Annotated in this window: 14 protein-coding genes; 7 read left to right on the top strand and 7 right to left on the bottom strand. The window is 47.1% G+C overall.

Annotation, left to right across the window (positions count from 1 at the left end; genetic code table 11):
- Positions 1-564: 564 nt before the first annotated feature.
- The 4 genes from ACYVFD_RS21015 to ACYVFD_RS21000 form a co-directional block, all read right to left on the bottom strand.
- Positions 565-3,834: a hypothetical protein gene (locus tag ACYVFD_RS21015; protein ID WP_461092467.1), complete on the bottom strand. Its 3,270-nt coding sequence runs from the start codon at positions 3,832-3,834 to the stop codon at positions 565-567.
- Between the two features lie 127 nt (positions 3,835-3,961).
- Positions 3,962-5,029 carry an NAD(P)/FAD-dependent oxidoreductase gene (locus tag ACYVFD_RS21010; RefSeq protein WP_461092466.1) on the bottom strand — a complete coding sequence of 356 codons (1,068 nt, stop codon included), beginning with the start codon at positions 5,027-5,029 and terminating at the stop codon, positions 3,962-3,964.
- Positions 5,030-5,118: 89 nt separating this feature from the next.
- Entirely contained in the window at positions 5,119-5,835 is a 717-nt protein-coding gene (gene cmk, locus ACYVFD_RS21005; protein WP_461092465.1) for a (d)CMP kinase, read from the bottom strand.
- A 118-nt stretch (positions 5,836-5,953) separates the two neighbouring features.
- Positions 5,954-6,508, bottom strand: coding sequence for a GNAT family N-acetyltransferase (locus tag ACYVFD_RS21000; protein ID WP_461092464.1), 555 nt, complete (start codon positions 6,506-6,508; stop codon positions 5,954-5,956).
- 443 nt (positions 6,509-6,951) lie between these two features.
- On the opposite strand from ACYVFD_RS21000, the gene ACYVFD_RS20995 reads away from it, so the two are divergent.
- The 5 genes from ACYVFD_RS20995 (at position 6,952) to ACYVFD_RS20975 (ending at position 11,384) form a co-directional block, all read left to right on the top strand.
- Positions 6,952-8,427 (top strand): histidine kinase, encoded by a 1,476-nt coding sequence (locus tag ACYVFD_RS20995; RefSeq protein WP_461092463.1) that lies wholly within the window; start codon positions 6,952-6,954, stop codon positions 8,425-8,427.
- A gap of 13 nt (positions 8,428-8,440) precedes the next feature.
- Positions 8,441-9,223 (top strand): LytR/AlgR family response regulator transcription factor, encoded by a 783-nt coding sequence (locus ACYVFD_RS20990; RefSeq protein WP_461092462.1) that lies wholly within the window; start codon positions 8,441-8,443, stop codon positions 9,221-9,223.
- Between the two features lie 286 nt (positions 9,224-9,509).
- On the top strand, positions 9,510-9,845 hold the full coding sequence (locus tag ACYVFD_RS20985) for a translation initiation factor (protein ID WP_461092461.1): 336 nt from the start codon (positions 9,510-9,512) through the stop codon (positions 9,843-9,845).
- 49 nt (positions 9,846-9,894) lie between these two features.
- The gene (locus tag ACYVFD_RS20980) at positions 9,895-10,545 is read left to right on the top strand and encodes a hypothetical protein (protein ID WP_461092460.1); all 651 of its coding nucleotides are present in this window, start codon (positions 9,895-9,897) and stop codon (positions 10,543-10,545) included.
- Between the two features lie 122 nt (positions 10,546-10,667).
- Positions 10,668-11,384, top strand: a complete 717-nt coding sequence (locus tag ACYVFD_RS20975) for an SDR family oxidoreductase (protein ID WP_461092459.1) — start codon at positions 10,668-10,670, stop codon at positions 11,382-11,384.
- Positions 11,385-11,637: 253 nt separating this feature from the next.
- Here ACYVFD_RS20975 and ACYVFD_RS20970 read toward each other — a convergent pair whose 3' ends face one another.
- Both ACYVFD_RS20970 and ACYVFD_RS20965 read right to left on the bottom strand, forming a co-directional pair.
- A complete protein-coding gene (locus ACYVFD_RS20970) occupies positions 11,638-13,944 on the bottom strand; it encodes a tetratricopeptide repeat protein (RefSeq protein ID WP_461092458.1) in 2,307 nt (768 codons plus the stop codon).
- Between the two features lie 78 nt (positions 13,945-14,022).
- The gene (locus ACYVFD_RS20965; RefSeq protein ID WP_461092457.1) at positions 14,023-14,502 is read right to left on the bottom strand and encodes an ankyrin repeat domain-containing protein; all 480 of its coding nucleotides are present in this window, start codon (positions 14,500-14,502) and stop codon (positions 14,023-14,025) included.
- A gap of 136 nt (positions 14,503-14,638) precedes the next feature.
- On the opposite strand from ACYVFD_RS20965, the gene ACYVFD_RS20960 reads away from it, so the two are divergent.
- Entirely contained in the window at positions 14,639-15,871 is a 1,233-nt protein-coding gene (locus tag ACYVFD_RS20960) for an FAD-dependent oxidoreductase (protein WP_461092456.1), read from the top strand.
- A 51-nt stretch (positions 15,872-15,922) separates the two neighbouring features.
- Entirely contained in the window at positions 15,923-17,092 is a 1,170-nt protein-coding gene (locus tag ACYVFD_RS20955) for an exo-beta-N-acetylmuramidase NamZ family protein (protein ID WP_461092455.1), read from the top strand.
- 195 nt (positions 17,093-17,287) lie between these two features.
- Here ACYVFD_RS20955 and ACYVFD_RS20950 read toward each other — a convergent pair whose 3' ends face one another.
- Positions 17,288-18,445: an efflux RND transporter periplasmic adaptor subunit gene (locus tag ACYVFD_RS20950; protein ID WP_461092454.1), complete on the bottom strand. Its 1,158-nt coding sequence runs from the start codon at positions 18,443-18,445 to the stop codon at positions 17,288-17,290.
- Between the last annotated feature and the right edge of the window lie 108 nt (positions 18,446-18,553).

Genomic DNA, 18,553 nt, shown 5'->3' with positions numbered 1-18,553 from the left:
ACCTAATAGTATGGCAAATACTCAGACTAATCATACGTAAATAAGTCACGAATAATTAGTCGGGAATATCAGGTTCTGTAGCTTCTTAGAATTTAACTAAAACTATGCCAAACCACAGTTTCTTTCTGGCCCATATGAGCAATAAGCACCAAAACATGATCTTTTAGAGACTTTTTAGAAAATACCTACACTGTAGTGATTGGCAAGTGGCTAAAACAAGCTACTTTCCTTGTAGGTAGGGGATGTCCGGCGGGTAAATAAGCGCTAAGCGAAAATGATGCCAACTGTATTGTATACATCTATACTTTCTTTATTCATTTGTATGCATCCACTCAGTAACAACAATTATCATTTAAACTCCTTTAAGATAGTTAATACCCTAGAAGGCAGTTTATGTAAACTTTAATAATAGAATTTCAAGTCATATCAAACTATGTGCCTAAATAAGTATTCGTTATTTTTTATCTATTAATTGGTTATAAACTTCAATTCCGTCTGCTTATTACGCAAAAAGGCTCCCCATTACATAAACGGGAAGCCCTTTCGCTAAAAAAATCAACTTATCTAAAAGTCGTACCCGAGTGAGAGGTAAGCAATTGGTTTACCAACTGTCTTATCTTCAAGCCCCCAGGCGTAATCGAACTTCACAAAATACCCAAATATCATGGTCCTGACCCCAGCACCGTAGCCAATCAGGAATGGGTTTTTAAAGTTCGTAACAATTGCCCGGAATGGTATTTTGTTACCACCAACCACTTCTGTATTCAGGCTATTCTGCTGACTAAATGGCCCTGCACCCGTCCAGGCGGTGCCGATATCGGTGAAAGCAACCAATTGCAGATTACGCAGGAAATTTGACGTAATGTTGCCACGGTACAGATACCGAACCAGCGGTAGCCGAAGCTCAGCGTTGAAAAGCATATAACTATTTCCGGTAAGCTTACCCTGACGGAACCCTCGAAGCGGAGCGGCAAAATCCAGGAAAAACACATCACGGTAGTCGTATAGGATAGCATTTGCCTCTGGACTCGGAATAACTAACGGGTTGGTCGAGCTTGGTTCCTTTGGATTCGGGCCAATCCAGTTTTCCATACCGCCCAATGTGGCTTTCTTGGGCGCTGCACCACCCGACTGACTAAAGGCAAAACGGGCAGCCAGAATCAGATCGCGGTGAATTTTCTGATAATGTCTTAAATCGAACGACAATCTCCGGAAGCCTTCCGACGAAGATCGCAAACCCGCATACTCTTCATACCGTAGCTTCATGCGTGTTCCTTCGACCATATTCATACCGTTTACCTTAGAATTGTCGAAGACAAACTCACCCCGCAGACCAGCATAATCCGACACGTGATCGGGTTCGGCAAACGATGACAGATCAATTAGTCGGGTCAGCGCATAAAAGGGTGATACCGTAAAGCGGCTATTTACCGAAATCGGATAGGAAGCCGATACCGCAAAGCGATTATACCGATACTTCTGCAGCAGTCCAGCCCCATCAACAAACAGGGTTTGCCGATCAATCCGCGCCCCATAGTCGATCCGATGCGTTAGATTGGTGTATTCGGCAAACAACTCACTGTTACGCAAGGTGTTAGTAAGACTAATAAACCCTCCTGCACGTACTACATGATTCTCCAGCAAATCGGTCAGTGTTACATCCTGTGCATACCCAAACCCTTTGATCGGGTCAACACGCCAGCTCGAAGGAGCTTCATTGATGCCAAACGTTCCTTTATACTCGAACGGCCCGCGAATTGTGATATTTTCCCGACGACGATTACGGGGTAAGGTAGTTGCTATACTTGGCGATGCTCCGGTGATCGAACGACGCTGCCGATACTCAGCAGCTTTTAAGATTTCGGGATCAAACTGGTAATTATCCGTATCGACTTCACCGGGCTCCAGGGCTAGTTTTGAACCCGTATTGGGCTGGGTAGTCGTTGGCTGAGCCGGATTGGTTTTGCTCGAATCAGCAGCAATAGACGTTGGCCTTGCGGTTGTATCGGTTTTTGACTGGCTAACCCGAGGCCCCATGGTTCGGGCAATACTTTGGCTCCGTTGCGTAGGTGTCGACGAAACCGATTGAGTCAGGCTGATTTGCGAACGGAATCCTATAAACTCACGACCATTTTTAAGACTGCTATACACAAATCCACCGTTCGACGGAATCAGATCATACAGCCGGATACTTTGTGGAAAAGCCGTTAGTTGCGCTACCGAACCGCCTTCCGTTTGCAACTTATAAAGGTTCCGAATGCCGTTGACATCATTCAGAAAATAGATCGTTGATTCACTGGCCGGAATCGGTTGCGTAGCATGATACAGCGAATCGGTCAGTCGCGATACCGACAGGTCGCGGGCGCTTCCCTCATGCGAGAAAAGTACCATCTGATCACGAATCGTTCTGTAGGACCCTTTATCAACGCCTAATGTATCGTCCCGACGGTTTGAACTGAACACCACCTGCCGCGCTGTACGACCGATAAAAGCCGGATACATATCATCGTATAGGTCGTTGGTCAGTTGTTGGTACGAACCCCGGTTGATACTGTACAGGAAAATATCATTCTGCCCTTTCCGATCAGCGCTCAGAATCAGGCTGCCACCATCTTCCGATGCATCCATCCAGACGACCTGCGACAATCCATTCACTTTCCGCTTGAACTGACGCTTAGGATGTTTCTCAAAACCACTGTACTGATACAGATTCGTTTCGCCCAACTCATCCGTAATGATCAGCAGGTTATTATCCCGTTGCCAGGCCACCAGGGGCGTGTTGGCGCGAATCAGCTCACCATCGAGTCGATACCCTCCCGATAATACCGTCGTTCGTTTCCGATTGGCTGTGTTGACCACCTCAACATGAAACTTACCATCACGCAGAATTGAATAGGCAATAAACTGTTTATCAGGGCTTAATTTCAGACTTACCAATGACGTTTTATCATCAGTCGACCCAACATTAAACTCAAAGCCATCTGTCGTCAGCGTATTCGACTGGGCAAATCCGTTCGCCATACCCGCATAATACTCGCGCCATTCGCGCAGAAACCGGCTATAAGGAATACCTAATGTGCTGGAAATACTGTTTTGTTCATTCCGAATAATGCGGGTCAGGTTCAGGATGTTCGAGACATTATCACGACCATACCGCTGTACGATGTAATTCCAGATCGAATGACCAACCCGTTCAGCATCAACACCTGACAATAACGATGGCTTCCGAACGGGACGCGTAAGCGACACATCGCGCATATAGTCGTCCAGTTCCAGGCTATTTCCTTCGGCAATGTAAGAAGCAATACCGGGCATGAACCAATCAGGTAGCGTCAGTAATAATGAGCTTTGGAGGGCATCTTTCAGGCTCCCCCCATACAACATGTCGTACACGAACAGCATGGCCACATCGTGAATGATCTGCTTCCGAAAGCTGATCTGGTCACCGGTGAATGCCAGCTCAATCCGCGATTTCGACAGGTTTTGCTCCCGGCTATTAAGTCCGCTCTGGGCATTCAGTCCAATATTGCTTTGGGTAAGCTCAGCAGGCGAATTAAAGAGGAATATCTTGACCCGATTATAGGGTGTATAACCCAGCAGTTCAGTAATTCGGTCGAATTCCGACTCGGCATACTGCGCTGTCAGATTGGCAATCTGAGTACCATCCTGATAATGATAAATCTCGAAATTGGAGGTTCGGATAATTTTCCACTCGAAGTCCCGATACTGAATCCGGTTTTTCCCAAACCGTTCGAGCGATGGGTAGTTTTGCGCCGTTGCCACGCTCAATCCACCCAGCCATAGACCTAACAACAAAATGTACTGATTTCGCATACGTGTTTAGCAATCAGGAGCGAGGAGCGAGGAGTGAGGAGTGAGGAGCGAGAATCCATTCGGCAACTATTAGCTTGCGTCAGCATTCTCACTCCTCGCTCCTCACTCCTCACTCCTAACTACTAAGTTATTCACTACTCGATAATAACGAAACACAACGACTAATATTCGTTTCGGGCTCTAAATCTTCGCCGTCTAACAAATGTCGGGCAAATTGCTCAGCCAGATACGAGGCAAGCGATACACCCTTGGTTCCCATCCCACCAAAAATTCCAACCGACGGATGCCTTGGGTGTAATCCGATAAAGGGCCGTCGATCTTTAGTGGACGGTCGAATACCTGCCTGCTGTGCTACTATAGTATAAGGTACTTTTAAAATCTGCCGAACTTTCGATTCTAAAAACTCACGACCGCCGTCGGTTGTTTGCCAATCCAGATCATGCCAGCTATAGGTAGCCCCAATTTTTAGCAGCCCCTCCCGAACCGGCAATATAAATACTCCCTGATTGACTATATTCTTAATAGAGTATCCTTCAGCAACCGCCGTCAGAACTTGCCCTTTCACGGGATTATACGGAAGCCAGTCAAATAACGGATTCTCGCGCGCCTGAACCCCGTCGCAAAATATAACTTTGTTAATAGTTAGTCCCTGCCACTCAATTTTATTGTCGCTGATTGTCAGATCAGCGGGCAAGATACGTCCTTCGTAATATTGATTTTTTTTTATAAAATACCCTTTTATAATTCTGATGAACTCGGTTAAATCCAGCCATCCCCCCTGCGTCACTTCAATACCGCCAAACGGATTATGAATGAATGGACTATATAGCTGATCATCAACAACTTTCTCGACATACGGCTGAATATCTGGATCACTGACATAGGCCAAATAAGCCGTTTTTTCGTCCGACGATCGAAAAGGCCGATAAATATTTTTGTCCTGAAAGAACCGAACTCCCAGATCAGCTTCAATCTGCCTATAAAATCTATGTAAAAACGGAAATAATTCGTCGGCTTTCCAGGTACGAACCAGCTTACGGCCAGTCAGCGGGTTAACAATACCAGCCGCTACGGTAGAAGCCGTCGGTAAGGCTGGGTCGTCGGCCAGTACAACCGAGCAACCTCGCCGGTCGAGTGTCCAGGCCAACGTTGATCCGGCTACACCTTGCCCAACGATTAAGAAATCAATATTCATAGATTAGTTGGTCAGTTAATTGGTGAAGAGGTTGATGGGTTAACAGGTGTAATAAGCCTAGTTAACCCATCAACCTCTTCACCAATTAACTACTTCACCAATAGCTTTTTCTCCCGTTCGCGGTGGAGTTCGGATAAACGCCGGTCGGCCAGTTCGATCACCCAGTCGACCTGTTCTTCGATAGTCATATAGGACGTATCCAGCAAAATGGCATCGGGCGCTTGTACAAGTGGACTTTCGGCGCGGGTGGTGTCGATGTGATCGCGTTTCTCGATATTACGGATAATCTCATCCAGATTCACCAGTTCACCCTTCGCCAGTAATTCCTGCTGACGACGTCTGGCCCGCGTATAGGTATCGGCCGTCATAAACACTTTTACTTCTGCATCGGGAAAAACTTTGGTGCCTATATCGCGTCCGTCCATCACAACGCCCCGCCGGCGTCCCATTTGCTGCTGCTGAGCCACCATAGCCCAACGCACCTCGGGTATGGCACTGACTTCGCTAACGATGTTGGAGATGTACATCTTTCGGATTTCATCTTCCACATTCAATCCGTTGAGGCAGGTTTCGTTCTTACCCGTACGCGAATTAAACTTGAACGCAATATGGATATTTTCCAGTGCCAGCAGTACATCCCGATGGCTGGAAAAGGACACCTTCTCCTGGATAAAATACAGACTCACAGCGCGATACATGGCGCCGGTATCAATATATCCGTAACCCATACGGGCCGCTACAGCTTTAGCGGTTGTACTTTTCCCGCAGCTCGAATATCCATCAATGGCAATAACGATCTTCGGCATGAATGCTTGTCCGCCGAAGCGGCAATAGTCTTACAAATTAACCACAAAATTGGCGTATAGTTAAGCAAGTTTTTAGCAATAGATACTATAATCCAATGAAATATTGATGAATTACAAGTTAATTAGCGCCCTCCGGGGAATTCAACTGTTTATGCTCTGACCGCAGAATGGCAAAAATGTGTTCGTCCAGGTATTGATTGTTCTTAACGGCCGCTTTTCGATGAATAGCTTCGTGCCGATACCCTGCATGTTCGAGCACCCGCATGGAGCCAATATTCCCTTCCAGTACACAGGCAAAAATGCGGTTTACCTGAAAGTTCTGAAAGATGTAATTCGTCACGATAGGCACCGCTTCCGACATTACACCACGCCCCCAATAATCTTCGCTGATCCAATAGCCAATCTCGGCATTGTAACGATAGATATCATCTTTTACCGTAAATCCGATATTGCCTACAGCCTGCCCATTAATTTCAATAGCCAGATTGCTGGGCTGCTGGTATGACTTGTTGGAGCGTACCCAGGAATGCGCATCCCGTGGTGTATAGGGGTATGGAAAAAAGTCGCGTACGTTGTTCCATATATGTCGATTGCTGGCGTGGTGAATCAAGGAATCTTCATCGCCCTCACGCCAGGGACGTAGCTGACCGATAGAAAGGGGGAAGCAAATCAAAGTAGTAGTCGGAAGAATCACAGGTGTAAAGGTAAATTACGTCACTAACTACGCATATTACCAAATGTTTACCGCCTAAAACTGACTTTTATCAGGGCAAATTTCAGATCTGACTGGCTATCAGGCTAAACCGGCTTCATCTCCCCCCTACCCTATTTCACTCCACTCCTTGCGGGATTCGTCAGAAAAATACGGCAAAGTGCCCGACGAGATGCTAGTTTTGAACAAGCAGGCTATGAATCAGGCCGCCGAAAAATTTAGTACATTTAAATCTGCCAACGCTCTATCGCCAACCTTGGCCAAAAGTAGATCGAACCGCTATAAATAAGTTTACGATTTTCGGTTTATGAACGGCTGACGCAAGCGTTATAGGAGTGTCAGTCAGCCCTAACGACGGCCAGGCATAAACCGACAACTGAGACCGTAAACCGTAACCTAAGAAAATGACTCGCGAACAACTCATTGGTACGATTGGCAAAAATGGCCGGCGACTCAATATGATGGGCTCGGACCTGGGCAGTTTTGACTTCAGTGGTCTCGATCTGACCCAGGCCGACTTTAGTTTTTCGAACCTCGGCAAAGCCAATTTTCGGGGGGCGATTCTCCGACAGGCAAATCTGAGTTTCTCTAATCTGGAAGGTGCCGACTTCACCGACGCTGATCTATACGAAGCCAATCTGAATTTCAGTTCGCTCGAAGATGTAAACCTGACCGGCGCCAATGTCGAAGGAGCTACATTCAACTTTTCGGGCCGTAGCAAATACCGCCCTAAGTCCGAGCTGCGATCTGAGTCGATCACCTTAACCACTATTCTGCAAAAAGCGGGCTGGGGCACGCTGATCGGGATGATCTTGGGAGCGCTGCTGATTTACGGGTCAAACGCCATCATCTACTTCACCAATCTGATCATAACCACTCAGGACCCCAACATGGTCGGTCTTTACCGGTTTCTGGTAATTCAGAATATGTCGGATGGTGCCGTTACGTTTTTATTGACCTGGGCACTCTCAGGCTGGCTTATTAGTCAGTTTCCAGCCATCTGGGTACGGCACCTGTTCATGAGCGTGGTTATCGTATGCAGCTTTACCGTCGTCAATATAGGGCTCTACGAACTTCTGGGCCGACCGCATATCGAAGCACTGTTGAAGCGTCCGGAGGGCATCGAAAAAACAGCACCCTGGTACTTCTACATCCTGGGCGACCTGCTGATTGCCAATATGTTTTTATACGTTCTGCAACAGGGTCGGCAACTCACGCGCAAGCTTTCTGAACAGGAATTTCAATTGCTGAACCTGGAAAAGCTGAAGACCCGTGCCGAACTGGACGCCCTACAGGCTAAAATCAATCCGCATTTTCTCTATAATTCGCTCAACAGCATTGCCAGTCTGGTGCATGAAGACCCCGACAAGGCTGAAGAAATGACCCTGCTGTTGTCCAAACTGTTCCGGTATTCGACCGGGCGGACTGGCGAATTGTATGCAACCCTGGCTGATGAACTGGAGATGGTTCGCACCTATCTGCAAGTAGAGCAGGTTCGATTCGGCAACCGACTCACATTCAGTGTAGAAGTGTCTGACCCAGCGCTTAATGACCTCAAATTACCGCAGTTTCTGTTACAACCCATTGTCGAAAATGCCATCAAACACGGCATTGCCAAACGGGCTGATTCGGGCCGGATCGATGTCAGGATCTATGAAAAAGCTGGGGAGTTATGCCTATGTGTACACGACAATGGCCCTGCTTTCCCCGACAATATGGATGGTGGCTACGGCCTACGCAGTATTCAGGATAAACTGAAGCTGCTCTACGGCAACGATGCCCGCGTCGAACTGCAGAACTGGCCGCTCAAGCAAGTGTTGTTATCCATCAGTATGGACAAAATTCGTAGTACCGATACCACCGTAACGCCCGACGCTTAACCTCAACACGTTTATGACTTTCCCATTAAGAACCATTCTGATCGACGACGAAGCTTTGGCCATCAGTCGATTACGCCGATTACTCGACAAACATCGTGAAACCTTCGAGATAATTGGCGAAGCAGCCAACGGTGCAGAGGGCCTTACCCTGATCGAAGCTGAGCGCCCGGACATCATTTTCCTGGACATCGAAATGCCGCTGCTGAACGGGTTCGAAATGCTGTCGAAAGTGACCGCCGTTCCGATGGTTGTGTTTGCAACGGCATTCAATCAATATGCCATCCGAGCCTTTGAAGAAAATTCAGTCGATTACCTGCTCAAGCCAATTGAAGCCGACCGATTAACTCGTACGGCACAAAAAATCCGTAACCTGGTCGAGCGGAACGAAGCCAGCCAACCCATCAACAATCCTATGACCAATAGTTTGATGCGGTTGCTGGCCCAGATGCAGCCAAAGAAGGAAATTTATTCGATCTCGGTAAAAACGGGCGAAAAAATTATTCTGATTCCTCTTTCGGACATCGCCTACTTTGAAGCCGAAGACAAATACGTTTTCCTATCCACCCTCGACGGACAGAAATACCTGACCAACTATACCCTGACCACCTTAAACGAAAAACTACCCGATACCTTCGTTCGCATTAGTCGGTCGGTCATGGTAAATCGGCACAGGATTGGTGAAATCCACCGGCATTTCGATGGTAAATTCGTGCTGGCCCTGAACGACAAAAAGGGTACAAAACTCACCAGCGGCAGTACGTATAGCGATGCCGTCCGGCAGTTATTGGAACTGTAAACTCTGTGGCTCGTCCGCGATTGCATCGTGGATATGCGAGGTCCGCGTCTGTGACGCTAATGACAGCTTTTTTAGCTACGAGATTGAGAATCCATTTAAATACGCGTCACAGACGCGAATCTCGCGCATCCGCGATATAATCGCGGACGAACGGGGGATTTCCCTACAGGTCCATCATACCCGCAAAATTTCATTTCCAACCTTACACTTCTGTTTTGGGTCCATTTGTATTGAGAGCGAGAGTTCGACATAAAGCCGTAATTTTGCGCTCAAACTGGTATTTCGCATGAGCAAGAAAAACAGATCGGGTGTTGTATTTTCGACCAATCCGGATTTTCAGTATGAGTCAGACGAGCCATCGGAAGCCGAAACCTTGCCGCCTGCTCAGCAAAATCTAAAAATCTGGCTGGTGAAATTAGGCGGTAATAAAGTCGTTACGGCTGTACGGGGATTTGTTGGTACGAATGCCGATTTGGCGGATTTGGGTAAACAACTGAAAACGGCCTGTGGATCGGGGGGATCGACCAAAGACGATGAAATTCTGATCCAGGGCGACCATCGCGACAAAGTACTGGCCTGGCTGACTAACAAGGGGTATAAAGCGAAAAAAGCGGGGGGCTGAAAACAGCCTTATCATCAGACCAATTTTCCATTAACCACTCAACCTGCCAATGAAACACCTTCTACTCTACCTGCTACTTCTGATCACATATTCGGTAACAGCTCAATCCTGGCAAGGGCAAATCGGCACCAATCTGGCTACCCTCCCAAGCCGGTCTATCGAGTTCACCACCGCCTGGAGCCCAGACCTGAATCGCTGGGCGCTGGTGGCCAGCGCCGGGTACACCTATCAGAATCATGCCAGTCGAATTCCTTCCGGTTACGTCTGCGATTGCGGTTTTAGCGCCATCAATACGTCGGGGGCTTCGGCCAAAGTTGGTGCCCGCATCGACGCCATTCGGATGGTTAAACCCACAACAAAAATTGGGCTACCCATCGGCTTGCTGTTGATTGGCTCTCAGTACGACCAGAATGCTACGATTCGTTCATTTCCGAGTGGTCAGGATATGTATTCCACCCAATCGGCAACGGGTTTCGTAATGGGCCTGGGCGTAACGGCAGCCATGAACATTCGCTTTTCGCAACGCTGGAATCTGGACCTTGGCCTACAGAAATTTATCGGTCTCAGCAAACGCACGGATTACCTCCTATTCGCCAATTATATGACCTATCAACCCGGTATTGGCCTGACAAACTGGGATAAATTCTGGCCGGGTATCCAGGGAATTGTTACGCTCAATTATCGTCTGAATCGGCTCTAAACCGTTTCTGATTTTCTTCTAAAGCTTACGCTGAACATGTCAAAGAAAGGCTTTTCGTCAAAAACCTTTCCGTTAGCTTCGGGGTTATGGGCGAAACAGAAACCATTTCGTTCCTAGTTCTCATGGCAGAAAGTATCAAAACCGCGCTCATTACGGGCGGTTCCAAAGGCATTGGCTACGGCATTGCCGAAGTGCTCATCAACGAAGGTATTCGGGTAGCCATTACCAGCCGCTCATCAGTAGCCGCCGAATTGGCAGCCACCAGACTGAATGAAATTAAACCCGGCTACGCCTTAGGCATCGGTGCCGACGTACGGGATTTGGCCTCACAGCAACGAGTTGTCGACAGTATTTTACAAAAATGGGAGCGACTGGATTATGTAATCGCCAATGCAGGTGTAGGGCATTTTGCTTCCATTCAGGACCTGACTCCCGAACAATGGCAGGAAACCATTGACATCAACCTGACCGGTGTATTTTATACCGCCAAAGCGGCTATCGACGCGCTGAAGAAATCCGAAGGGTATTTCATTACGATTGCCAGTCTGGCCGGTACCAATTTCTTCGAGAAAGGAGCCGCTTATAATGCCAGCAAATTCGGTCTGGTGGGTTTTACGCAGGCCGTCATGCTCGACCTACGAAACGAAGGTATCAAAGTATCGACTATCATGCCGGGCTCGGTTGCCACGTATTTCAACGATCATCAGCCCAACGAGAAAGATGCCTGGAAAATCCAGCCGGAAGACATTGGCCAGATCGTTTCGGACCTGATCAAAATGCCCGCCCGAACCCTCCCCAGCAAAATCGAAGTGCGTCCAACCCGGCCGGGAGGGAAATAAATTACCGAAAAATAACTGTATTAGCCCACTACTTTAGTTGTGGTTTATCAAAAATTAATTTCACCAAAATATAACCGTTTTAACGGTTTCAAGCCAGACAAACTGTTAAAACGGTTAAGGTAATACCTACCTTTTTCTAGCCCACAGCTAAAGCGGTGGGCTAATAGTTTCGCAAATTATTCTTCAACATTATATACTCCCAAAAATGGCAACCTTTGTGCTTAATGAACTGAAAGAATAAAAGTAACTGATTCTATTTCCAACTTTGAAGATAACGTTGAAAGACTGGGTCTTTACGAATCCTATCTAAATCGGAATCACTGTTTATTTTTTCAACTGAGGCAGTCTTATCTACTTCACGCCATTTATTAAGACAACGAATGGTTTCCGAAATATTTGTCATCATACCATATGCACAAGCCATATTAAAATGAGCATCAGTATAGGTAGATTCGAGTCTCAAAACTTGTTCGTATTTATCAATGGCTTCCTCAAATCGCCCTAATTTGCTTAGAGTAATACCCCAATTATTGATTGCATCGGGATAACTAGGTTTGATGTGTAAAGCCTGCTCGTATTTAACAATAGATTCCTCAAACCGTCCGAGATTATTCAGAGCAATACCCCAATTACAAAATAACTTTGGATCGTTAGACTTGAGCTGCAATGCCTGTTCATATTTATCGATAGTTTCCTCAAATCTTCCAAGGTGGTATAAAGCAGTTCCCCAATTGACAAATGGGTCAGGATAGTCAGGCTTAAGCCGTAAAGCTTGCCTGAACTTACCAATTGCCTCGTCAAACTGCTCAAGCTTACCTAGAGTAACGCCCCAATGGTTGAACGCGTCAGGATAGTTAGGCTTTAATTGTAAAGCCTGCTTGAATTTACTAATTGCCTCGTCAAACCTTCCAAGTTCGTCCAAGGCAACTCCCCAATTTTCTATTACCTTAGCGGCAGTCGGTAAATCGTTTAACTTAAGTTGTAATGCCTGTTGATATTTATCAATAGCCTCTTCAAGCCGTCCTCGTTTGTATAATGCTGCACCCCAGTTGATAAATACATCAGGCCTGTCAGGTTTTAGATGAAAGGCCTGCTTGAATTTGCCTATAGCTTCCTCGAACCGATCGAGCTTACCTAGAGCGATGCCCCAATTAATAAGCGCATTAAAATAGTCAGGCTTGAGTTGTAAAACCTGTTCATATTTACTTATTGATTCGCCAAACCGACTGAGTTGATCTAAAGTAACACCCCAGTTGTAGAGTGCATCAGGGTAATCTGGACGGAACTGTAAGGCTTGCTCATAGAGCAGGCATTGTTCATTTAAATCCTCACTTTCCAAAGCCTGGTTAAATAATTTGTTGGCCTGTAAAAAGTCCTGCAACGACTCTTTGTCCTCTGATGATAAATTGGCATTAGCCACTTCCGTACGCATCTGCCCATAATAGGAGTCGATTTCTCGCTGGCGTTCTTTGGCTTTTTCTTCAATATTGACGGGCCTGAGTTGTAATGCCTGATGCAACTGAAGCATTAACAAATCAAAGCTCTCAATTTGAAGGAAGAAGTTGTTGCGCGTTGTTTCTAATAGATGTCTTACACGCCAATGCAGTTGGTCGAGCGGCTTGCGGTCGGTCCAGATAAGCCGAAATGGACTCAGTGGGTTTTGCAGTTTCGCTTTCTGCAATTGATTCAGAATAGACACGTCAGCACCACCGTAGCCAATAACAACCAGATTGAAACAAGGCGTTTCGGATAAGGCATCGCACAATTTCTCGGAAAGGCGATTCCGGGTTTCATCAATTTCGAAGGTAGTATTCCGAATATCCTGATAACGAAAATCACCATGTAGCTTGATAATATTCGGCTTCTTATCACGAAGATTCAGAAAATCACTCAAATCCGAGTGTGCATATACCTTCGCCCGTTCGTTGAAGAACAGCATCAGGGCATCATGCAACAAATCATCAAAGTTGGTTGTAAATACGTTGCGTACATACCCTTCCGCCATCAGACTAGCCAGTGTCACGTATCCATAGCCTGTATCCTTACCATCAATAACACGCTCGACGAAACGTTGACGGTCACTGGCATTTTCACTATATCGATTAAACCAGTATTCATACTGAGCATCCTGATAAAATTCGGCTTTCTTCTCCTCAAAATAGGCATTTTGTTGCTCAGGAACAACTTTCTGGACTTCCAGTGGCAGTTTACTCTTTTTTATATCGGCAGACAGATTATCGATTTGTTGTTGAAGTTCTTCTTGCCCAGTCGTACAAAACGTATCGAAATCCTGTCGGATACTCTTCGCGTCGAGATATGCCTCAAACTGCTTCTGGTATTCAGACGCGTTTTCTAAAGGCCAATTTGTCGATTCGAATATATGTTGCTGTCGAAAGGCTTCCATTCGGAGCAACTCTACGATTCCACTACCAAGAGGAATTTTGGAATTATAAGAGCAACCGGCTCCAATAAGAATACAACAGCGCGCTACATTAGCGCCTTCGAATTTTTCACGAATCTGATGGACAAGTTGAGGAAGAGTAGCGGTAGAAACCGGCATAAATAAGCTGGCAAGGATAGGTTAATCCTCGAAGTTACAAAAAACCTTAACTCCTTGCTTAGCAAACTTGATTACTCCTTATAACCATTGCAAGGCTTCCTCATTGCCCTTCTGAATCGCCTGTTCACGGGCAGTTAATCCCCGACCATCCTGAATAGATGCATCGGCACCGTGATCCAGTAAGAGTTTAACGAGCTCATTACGGCCAAAAAGGACAGCGAACATTAAGGCCGTACTGCCATTTACATTTTGCAGATTCAAATCGGCACCACTCTCAAGTAATGTACGGGCAACCTCAGAATAACCTTTAAAGGATACGCCCATCAGCGCTGTATTGCCGCTTACGTCCTGCATATTCACATCAGCGTTAGCATCCAGCAAAACCCGTATGGCGTCCAGGTGACCACTATACGTAGCCAGGATCAACGGAGTAAACCCCTGCTCGTTCTGGATGTTTACTTCTACGCCATTATCAATGAGTTGATTCAGGTAACGAACATCGCCGTTGCGAGCGGCATCGAACAGCAAATCTTCAGGTCGAGCAGAATTAACAGACATACGTGAATAAGGTTTTTGATTATAATTGAACACCGTCAGAGGTTATATCAGTCCAACAACATGACTTTATACGAACGTTCAATCAATGCAGGCCATGAAGTAAATAATTGACTATGAATTATTTGTTCTGAAAATTATGACGAAAACTCAGCAAACACCACAAATCATACAAACACGCTGCTGCATTGTAGGTGGTGGTCCGGCTGGTATGATGCTGGGTTTTCTGCTGGCCCGGTCTGGCGTCGAGGTCGTTGTTCTGGAAAAACACAAGGATTTTCTGCGCGACTTTCGGGGCGATACAATCCATCCTTCCACGCTGGAGCTACTGGTAGAGCTGGGCTTACTGGACGAATTTCTAAAATTGTCTCACCAGGAACTTCGGGCCGTTCAGGTCACCTTCGAAGGCCAGACCATTCCCATTGCCGACTTCGCCCATCTGCCTACGCAGTGTAAGTTCATTGCGTTCATGCCCCAGTGGGATTTCCTCAACTTTCTGGCCGAAAAAGCCCGACAGTATCCAACGTTTCACCTCTACATGGAAACGGAAGCTACTGACCTGATTGATACGGCCGGAACGGTTACGGGTGTCCGTGCTACATCACCAGAGGGTAAATTAGACATACAGGCCGATTTAGTGGTTGGTACAGATGGCCGTCATTCCACCATTCGGGAACGAGCAGGCTTGCCGGTTCAGGATTTTGGCGTTCCGATCGATGTGCTCTGGATGCGAATCCCTAAAGATCCGGCTTTGAGCGAGCAGTCGTTAGGATACGTAAAAGGCGATAAGTTTATGGTACTTATCGACCGACACGACTATTTTCAATGTGGCTTCCTGATTCGCAAAGGGCAACTCGACATGGTTAAACAACATGGGCTGATTGCGTTGCAGAATAGTATACGCTCCCTCGCTCCATTTGTAGGCGACTATGTACACGAGCTAAAATCATGGGATCAAATCAGTTTGCTGACGGTCAAAATTGATCGGCTTCGAAAATGGTACAAACCAGGATTACTCTGCATTGGCGATGCCGCTCATGCCATGTCGCCAGCGGGTGGTGTCGGGGTTAATCTGGCCATTCAGGATGCTGTCGCTACGGCGAATCAATTAACGGCATCATTGCTTAACGGTCCTGTTAGTTTGGCTGACATGGATCGAATTCAGCGACGACGATTGTGGCCGGTTCGGGTGATTCAGTCCGGGCAACTTGCTATTCACCGTCGACTGATCAATGCGTCTACAACCCGATCAACCATTATTCCTTCCATTTTTTTCTGGCTGCTTCGGCATGTGCCTTTTTTCCGGCGATTCCCGGCCTATATGGTGGGGGTGGGCCCACGGCCTGAGCATATTCAGACCAAAGCCTTGTAAACTTCCCGAGCAGTTCAGACCTTTCGGAAATTCCCTTTTAATTCTGGCGATATGGTTCGCTTTGGCATCGATGTTTTTCTACAGCAGGCAACTGATTTTCAGTCTAAACGGCTGGCTCTTGTAACTAATCAGGCTGCCACTACGGCATCGTATAGCCCCTCCCGGCAAGCCCTGATTTCGGCGGGTTTTCCAATTAGAAAACTATTCTCACCCGAACATGGTCTGGATGCGATTGGCGACGATGGTCAGCTTATGCCAAACGGAACCGACCCGCTGACTCGCCTACCTATTGTCAGCTTATATGGCACAAAACTCCAGCCATCAGAAGAAGACCTGGCCGATATTGATGTTGTCATCGTGGATTTGCCCGACATCGGCTGCCGGTTTTACACCTACCTGTGGACGCTTACATACGTCATGGAAGCCTGTTGCCAATACCATAAACCGTTGATTCTACTCGACCGTCCAAATCCTCTTTCCGGGCGTATGGATCTGGTTGAAGGCCCTATGCTCGACGAAGCCACCAGTTCATCATTCATTGGCCGATGGGCTATTCCGTTGCGGCATTCCTGCACGTTTGGCGAATTGGCCCAGTACTGGCAACACCAACGTTTTCCCAACTTATCGCTCACTGTTGTTAACGTCGAAGGTTGGCAACGAACGGCGTTTAGTCGTGACTGGCAATCCTCGTTTGTGCCAACTTCTCCAGCCATGGTCAATCCTGAAGCAGCGTTACTCTATCCGGGATTAGGTTTGCTGGAAGCTACCAATCTGAGTGAAGGTCGCGGAACCGCTACACCGTTTCAACTAGCTGGCGCTCCCTGGCTGGATGCCTATACGCTGACTGATCGATTTAATCAGCTGGTGATTCCGGGCGTTATAGCTCGTGCCCTGACGTTTACGCCCCAAAGTGGCAAATACGCTGGTGAGTTATGTCAGGGAGTGATGTTCCACGTTACAGATGCGGCTGTCTTTCATGCCGTTTTATCTGGAATGCTCTTTATTAAGCTCGTTTACGACCGTCATCCGGTCGAATTCAACTGGGCTCCCTACCCTACTTACGTGAATCCAACAGGAAAGCATCATCTGGACAAACTTCTGGGATTGCCAAACTCAGAAGCCTTGTTTAAGCAACCATTAGCTTCCTTTCGAGAAACCGCTCAAACGTTAACTACTTGCGCGATGTGGGAAAAGATAATGAAGCCATTTCTGTTGTATTGAATACCCTGTATACTAGCATTTACTACACCGTAATTTAAGTCTTTGATTGTTTTCTGTCATTCCGACGAAGGAGGAATCTTCGGATGAGTATAGTTTTTCTCCCTTACCCGAAGATTCCTCCTTCGTCGGAATGACAGAAAACTTAAATTACACTGTATTTACGTACTTCATCAAGAGTTGTGTATATAGCTGAAATCACTTTTGAACGGCTTTCACTTCCTGGCCATCCCGGATTTCTTCGGATGCTTTTTTCACAATGGTCATCCCCGCTTGAACGTCGCCAAACACTTCAACGAGGCTATCGATCACATTGCCTTTCTGTACCGATACCCACTGCACCCGATTGTCCTGAACCTTGATCAAAAACATCTTTTCGCTGGAGCTAACTACCGAGGTTGTCGGCACAAATAGGGTTTTAGAAGTACGCTCGATAGGCATTTGAACTTCGGCATACATACCCGCTTTCAGTTCGTGCGACGCATTAGGCACATCAAACTCCGCCATCATCGACCGATTAGCCTCGACCAAACTCTGGGCTGAACGGGCCAGTTTCGCATTGAACCGACGATCCGGCATGGCGTTGACCGTAAACGAAACCGAGCTATTCTTAGGTAATTGATTGGCAAATGTTTCAGGAATGGCCACTGTAAGGCGTAGCGTACGACTATCTTCCAGAACAAACAGCGGTTTGCCGTTATCGCCCGCACCGACCAACGCACCAGGACTGATATTCCGTTCGATCACGATGCCATCGAACGGAGCGGTAATGGTCAGGTATTGCCGAAGTTCGGTCTTCGCCTGATAATTCGAGCGCGAAGCCTGTACCGTCCCCCGAACGACGGCTACCATGGCGCTATCGGCCTGCATTTTAGCCTGTGCCTGTTCAAGTTCGTTGGCCGATACGGCTCCTTCCATTTTGGCGGTCTGTAGCAGTCGGTTATAGATTTGTCGGCTTGCCCGAGCGCGGGTTGTCTGTTCGACCAACGTGGCCTCCTGCGCCTGTAGTTGCGCCTGTGCCTGACTCAGCTCCGAAATTACTTCAGGGGCATCGAGTCGTGCCAGGAGCTGCCCTTTCCGAACAATCGTTCCCCGATCGACTGGGATGTCCCGTACAAAGCCTTTCACTTTTGCGTAAACACTAACCCGATTCCAGGGTTTGAGTTCACCCGGCAGCATGACGCGTTTGCTAGGTTGTAACGACTGTACAGTTGTCACTCCCACCTGTTGTATTTCAGGCGCTTTTTCAGTCTTTCCAGATGTCTTGTTATCACTACTAGCCGTTGAGCAGGCGGTCATTCCGGCAAGAACAAAGAGCGAGAGGGTGCCGCAACGGATGTTGAAAGAGTGCCGCAATGGATGTTGAAAGAGCGAATAATTGCGTCGCGGGTTAATTTGTGAACGATTTATGATTGACGGATTCATGTCGGTTTCCTTTGACTAAAGACGATTGATGGATGACGG

The organism is Spirosoma gilvum, from assembly GCF_054776815.1.
This window is presented reverse-complemented; position numbering and strand designations above follow the sequence as displayed.

Coding starts and splice junctions, on each gene's coding strand:
- ACYVFD_RS20960 (WP_461092456.1), top strand. CDS start 14,639: ATGACGAAAACTCAGCAAACACCACAAATCATACAAACACGCTGCTGC.
- ACYVFD_RS21015 (WP_461092467.1), bottom strand. CDS start 3,834: ATGCGAAATCAGTACATTTTGTTGTTAGGTCTATGGCTGGGTGGATTG.
- ACYVFD_RS20980 (WP_461092460.1), top strand. CDS start 9,895: ATGAAACACCTTCTACTCTACCTGCTACTTCTGATCACATATTCGGTA.
- cmk (WP_461092465.1), bottom strand. CDS start 5,835: ATGCCGAAGATCGTTATTGCCATTGATGGATATTCGAGCTGCGGGAAA.
- ACYVFD_RS20995 (WP_461092463.1), top strand. CDS start 6,952: ATGACTCGCGAACAACTCATTGGTACGATTGGCAAAAATGGCCGGCGA.
- ACYVFD_RS21010 (WP_461092466.1), bottom strand. CDS start 5,029: ATGAATATTGATTTCTTAATCGTTGGGCAAGGTGTAGCCGGATCAACG.
- ACYVFD_RS20965 (WP_461092457.1), bottom strand. CDS start 14,502: ATGTCTGTTAATTCTGCTCGACCTGAAGATTTGCTGTTCGATGCCGCT.
- ACYVFD_RS20975 (WP_461092459.1), top strand. CDS start 10,668: ATGGCAGAAAGTATCAAAACCGCGCTCATTACGGGCGGTTCCAAAGGC.
- ACYVFD_RS20955 (WP_461092455.1), top strand. CDS start 15,923: ATGGTTCGCTTTGGCATCGATGTTTTTCTACAGCAGGCAACTGATTTT.
- ACYVFD_RS20990 (WP_461092462.1), top strand. CDS start 8,441: ATGACTTTCCCATTAAGAACCATTCTGATCGACGACGAAGCTTTGGCC.
- ACYVFD_RS20985 (WP_461092461.1), top strand. CDS start 9,510: ATGAGCAAGAAAAACAGATCGGGTGTTGTATTTTCGACCAATCCGGAT.
- ACYVFD_RS20970 (WP_461092458.1), bottom strand. CDS start 13,944: ATGCCGGTTTCTACCGCTACTCTTCCTCAACTTGTCCATCAGATTCGT.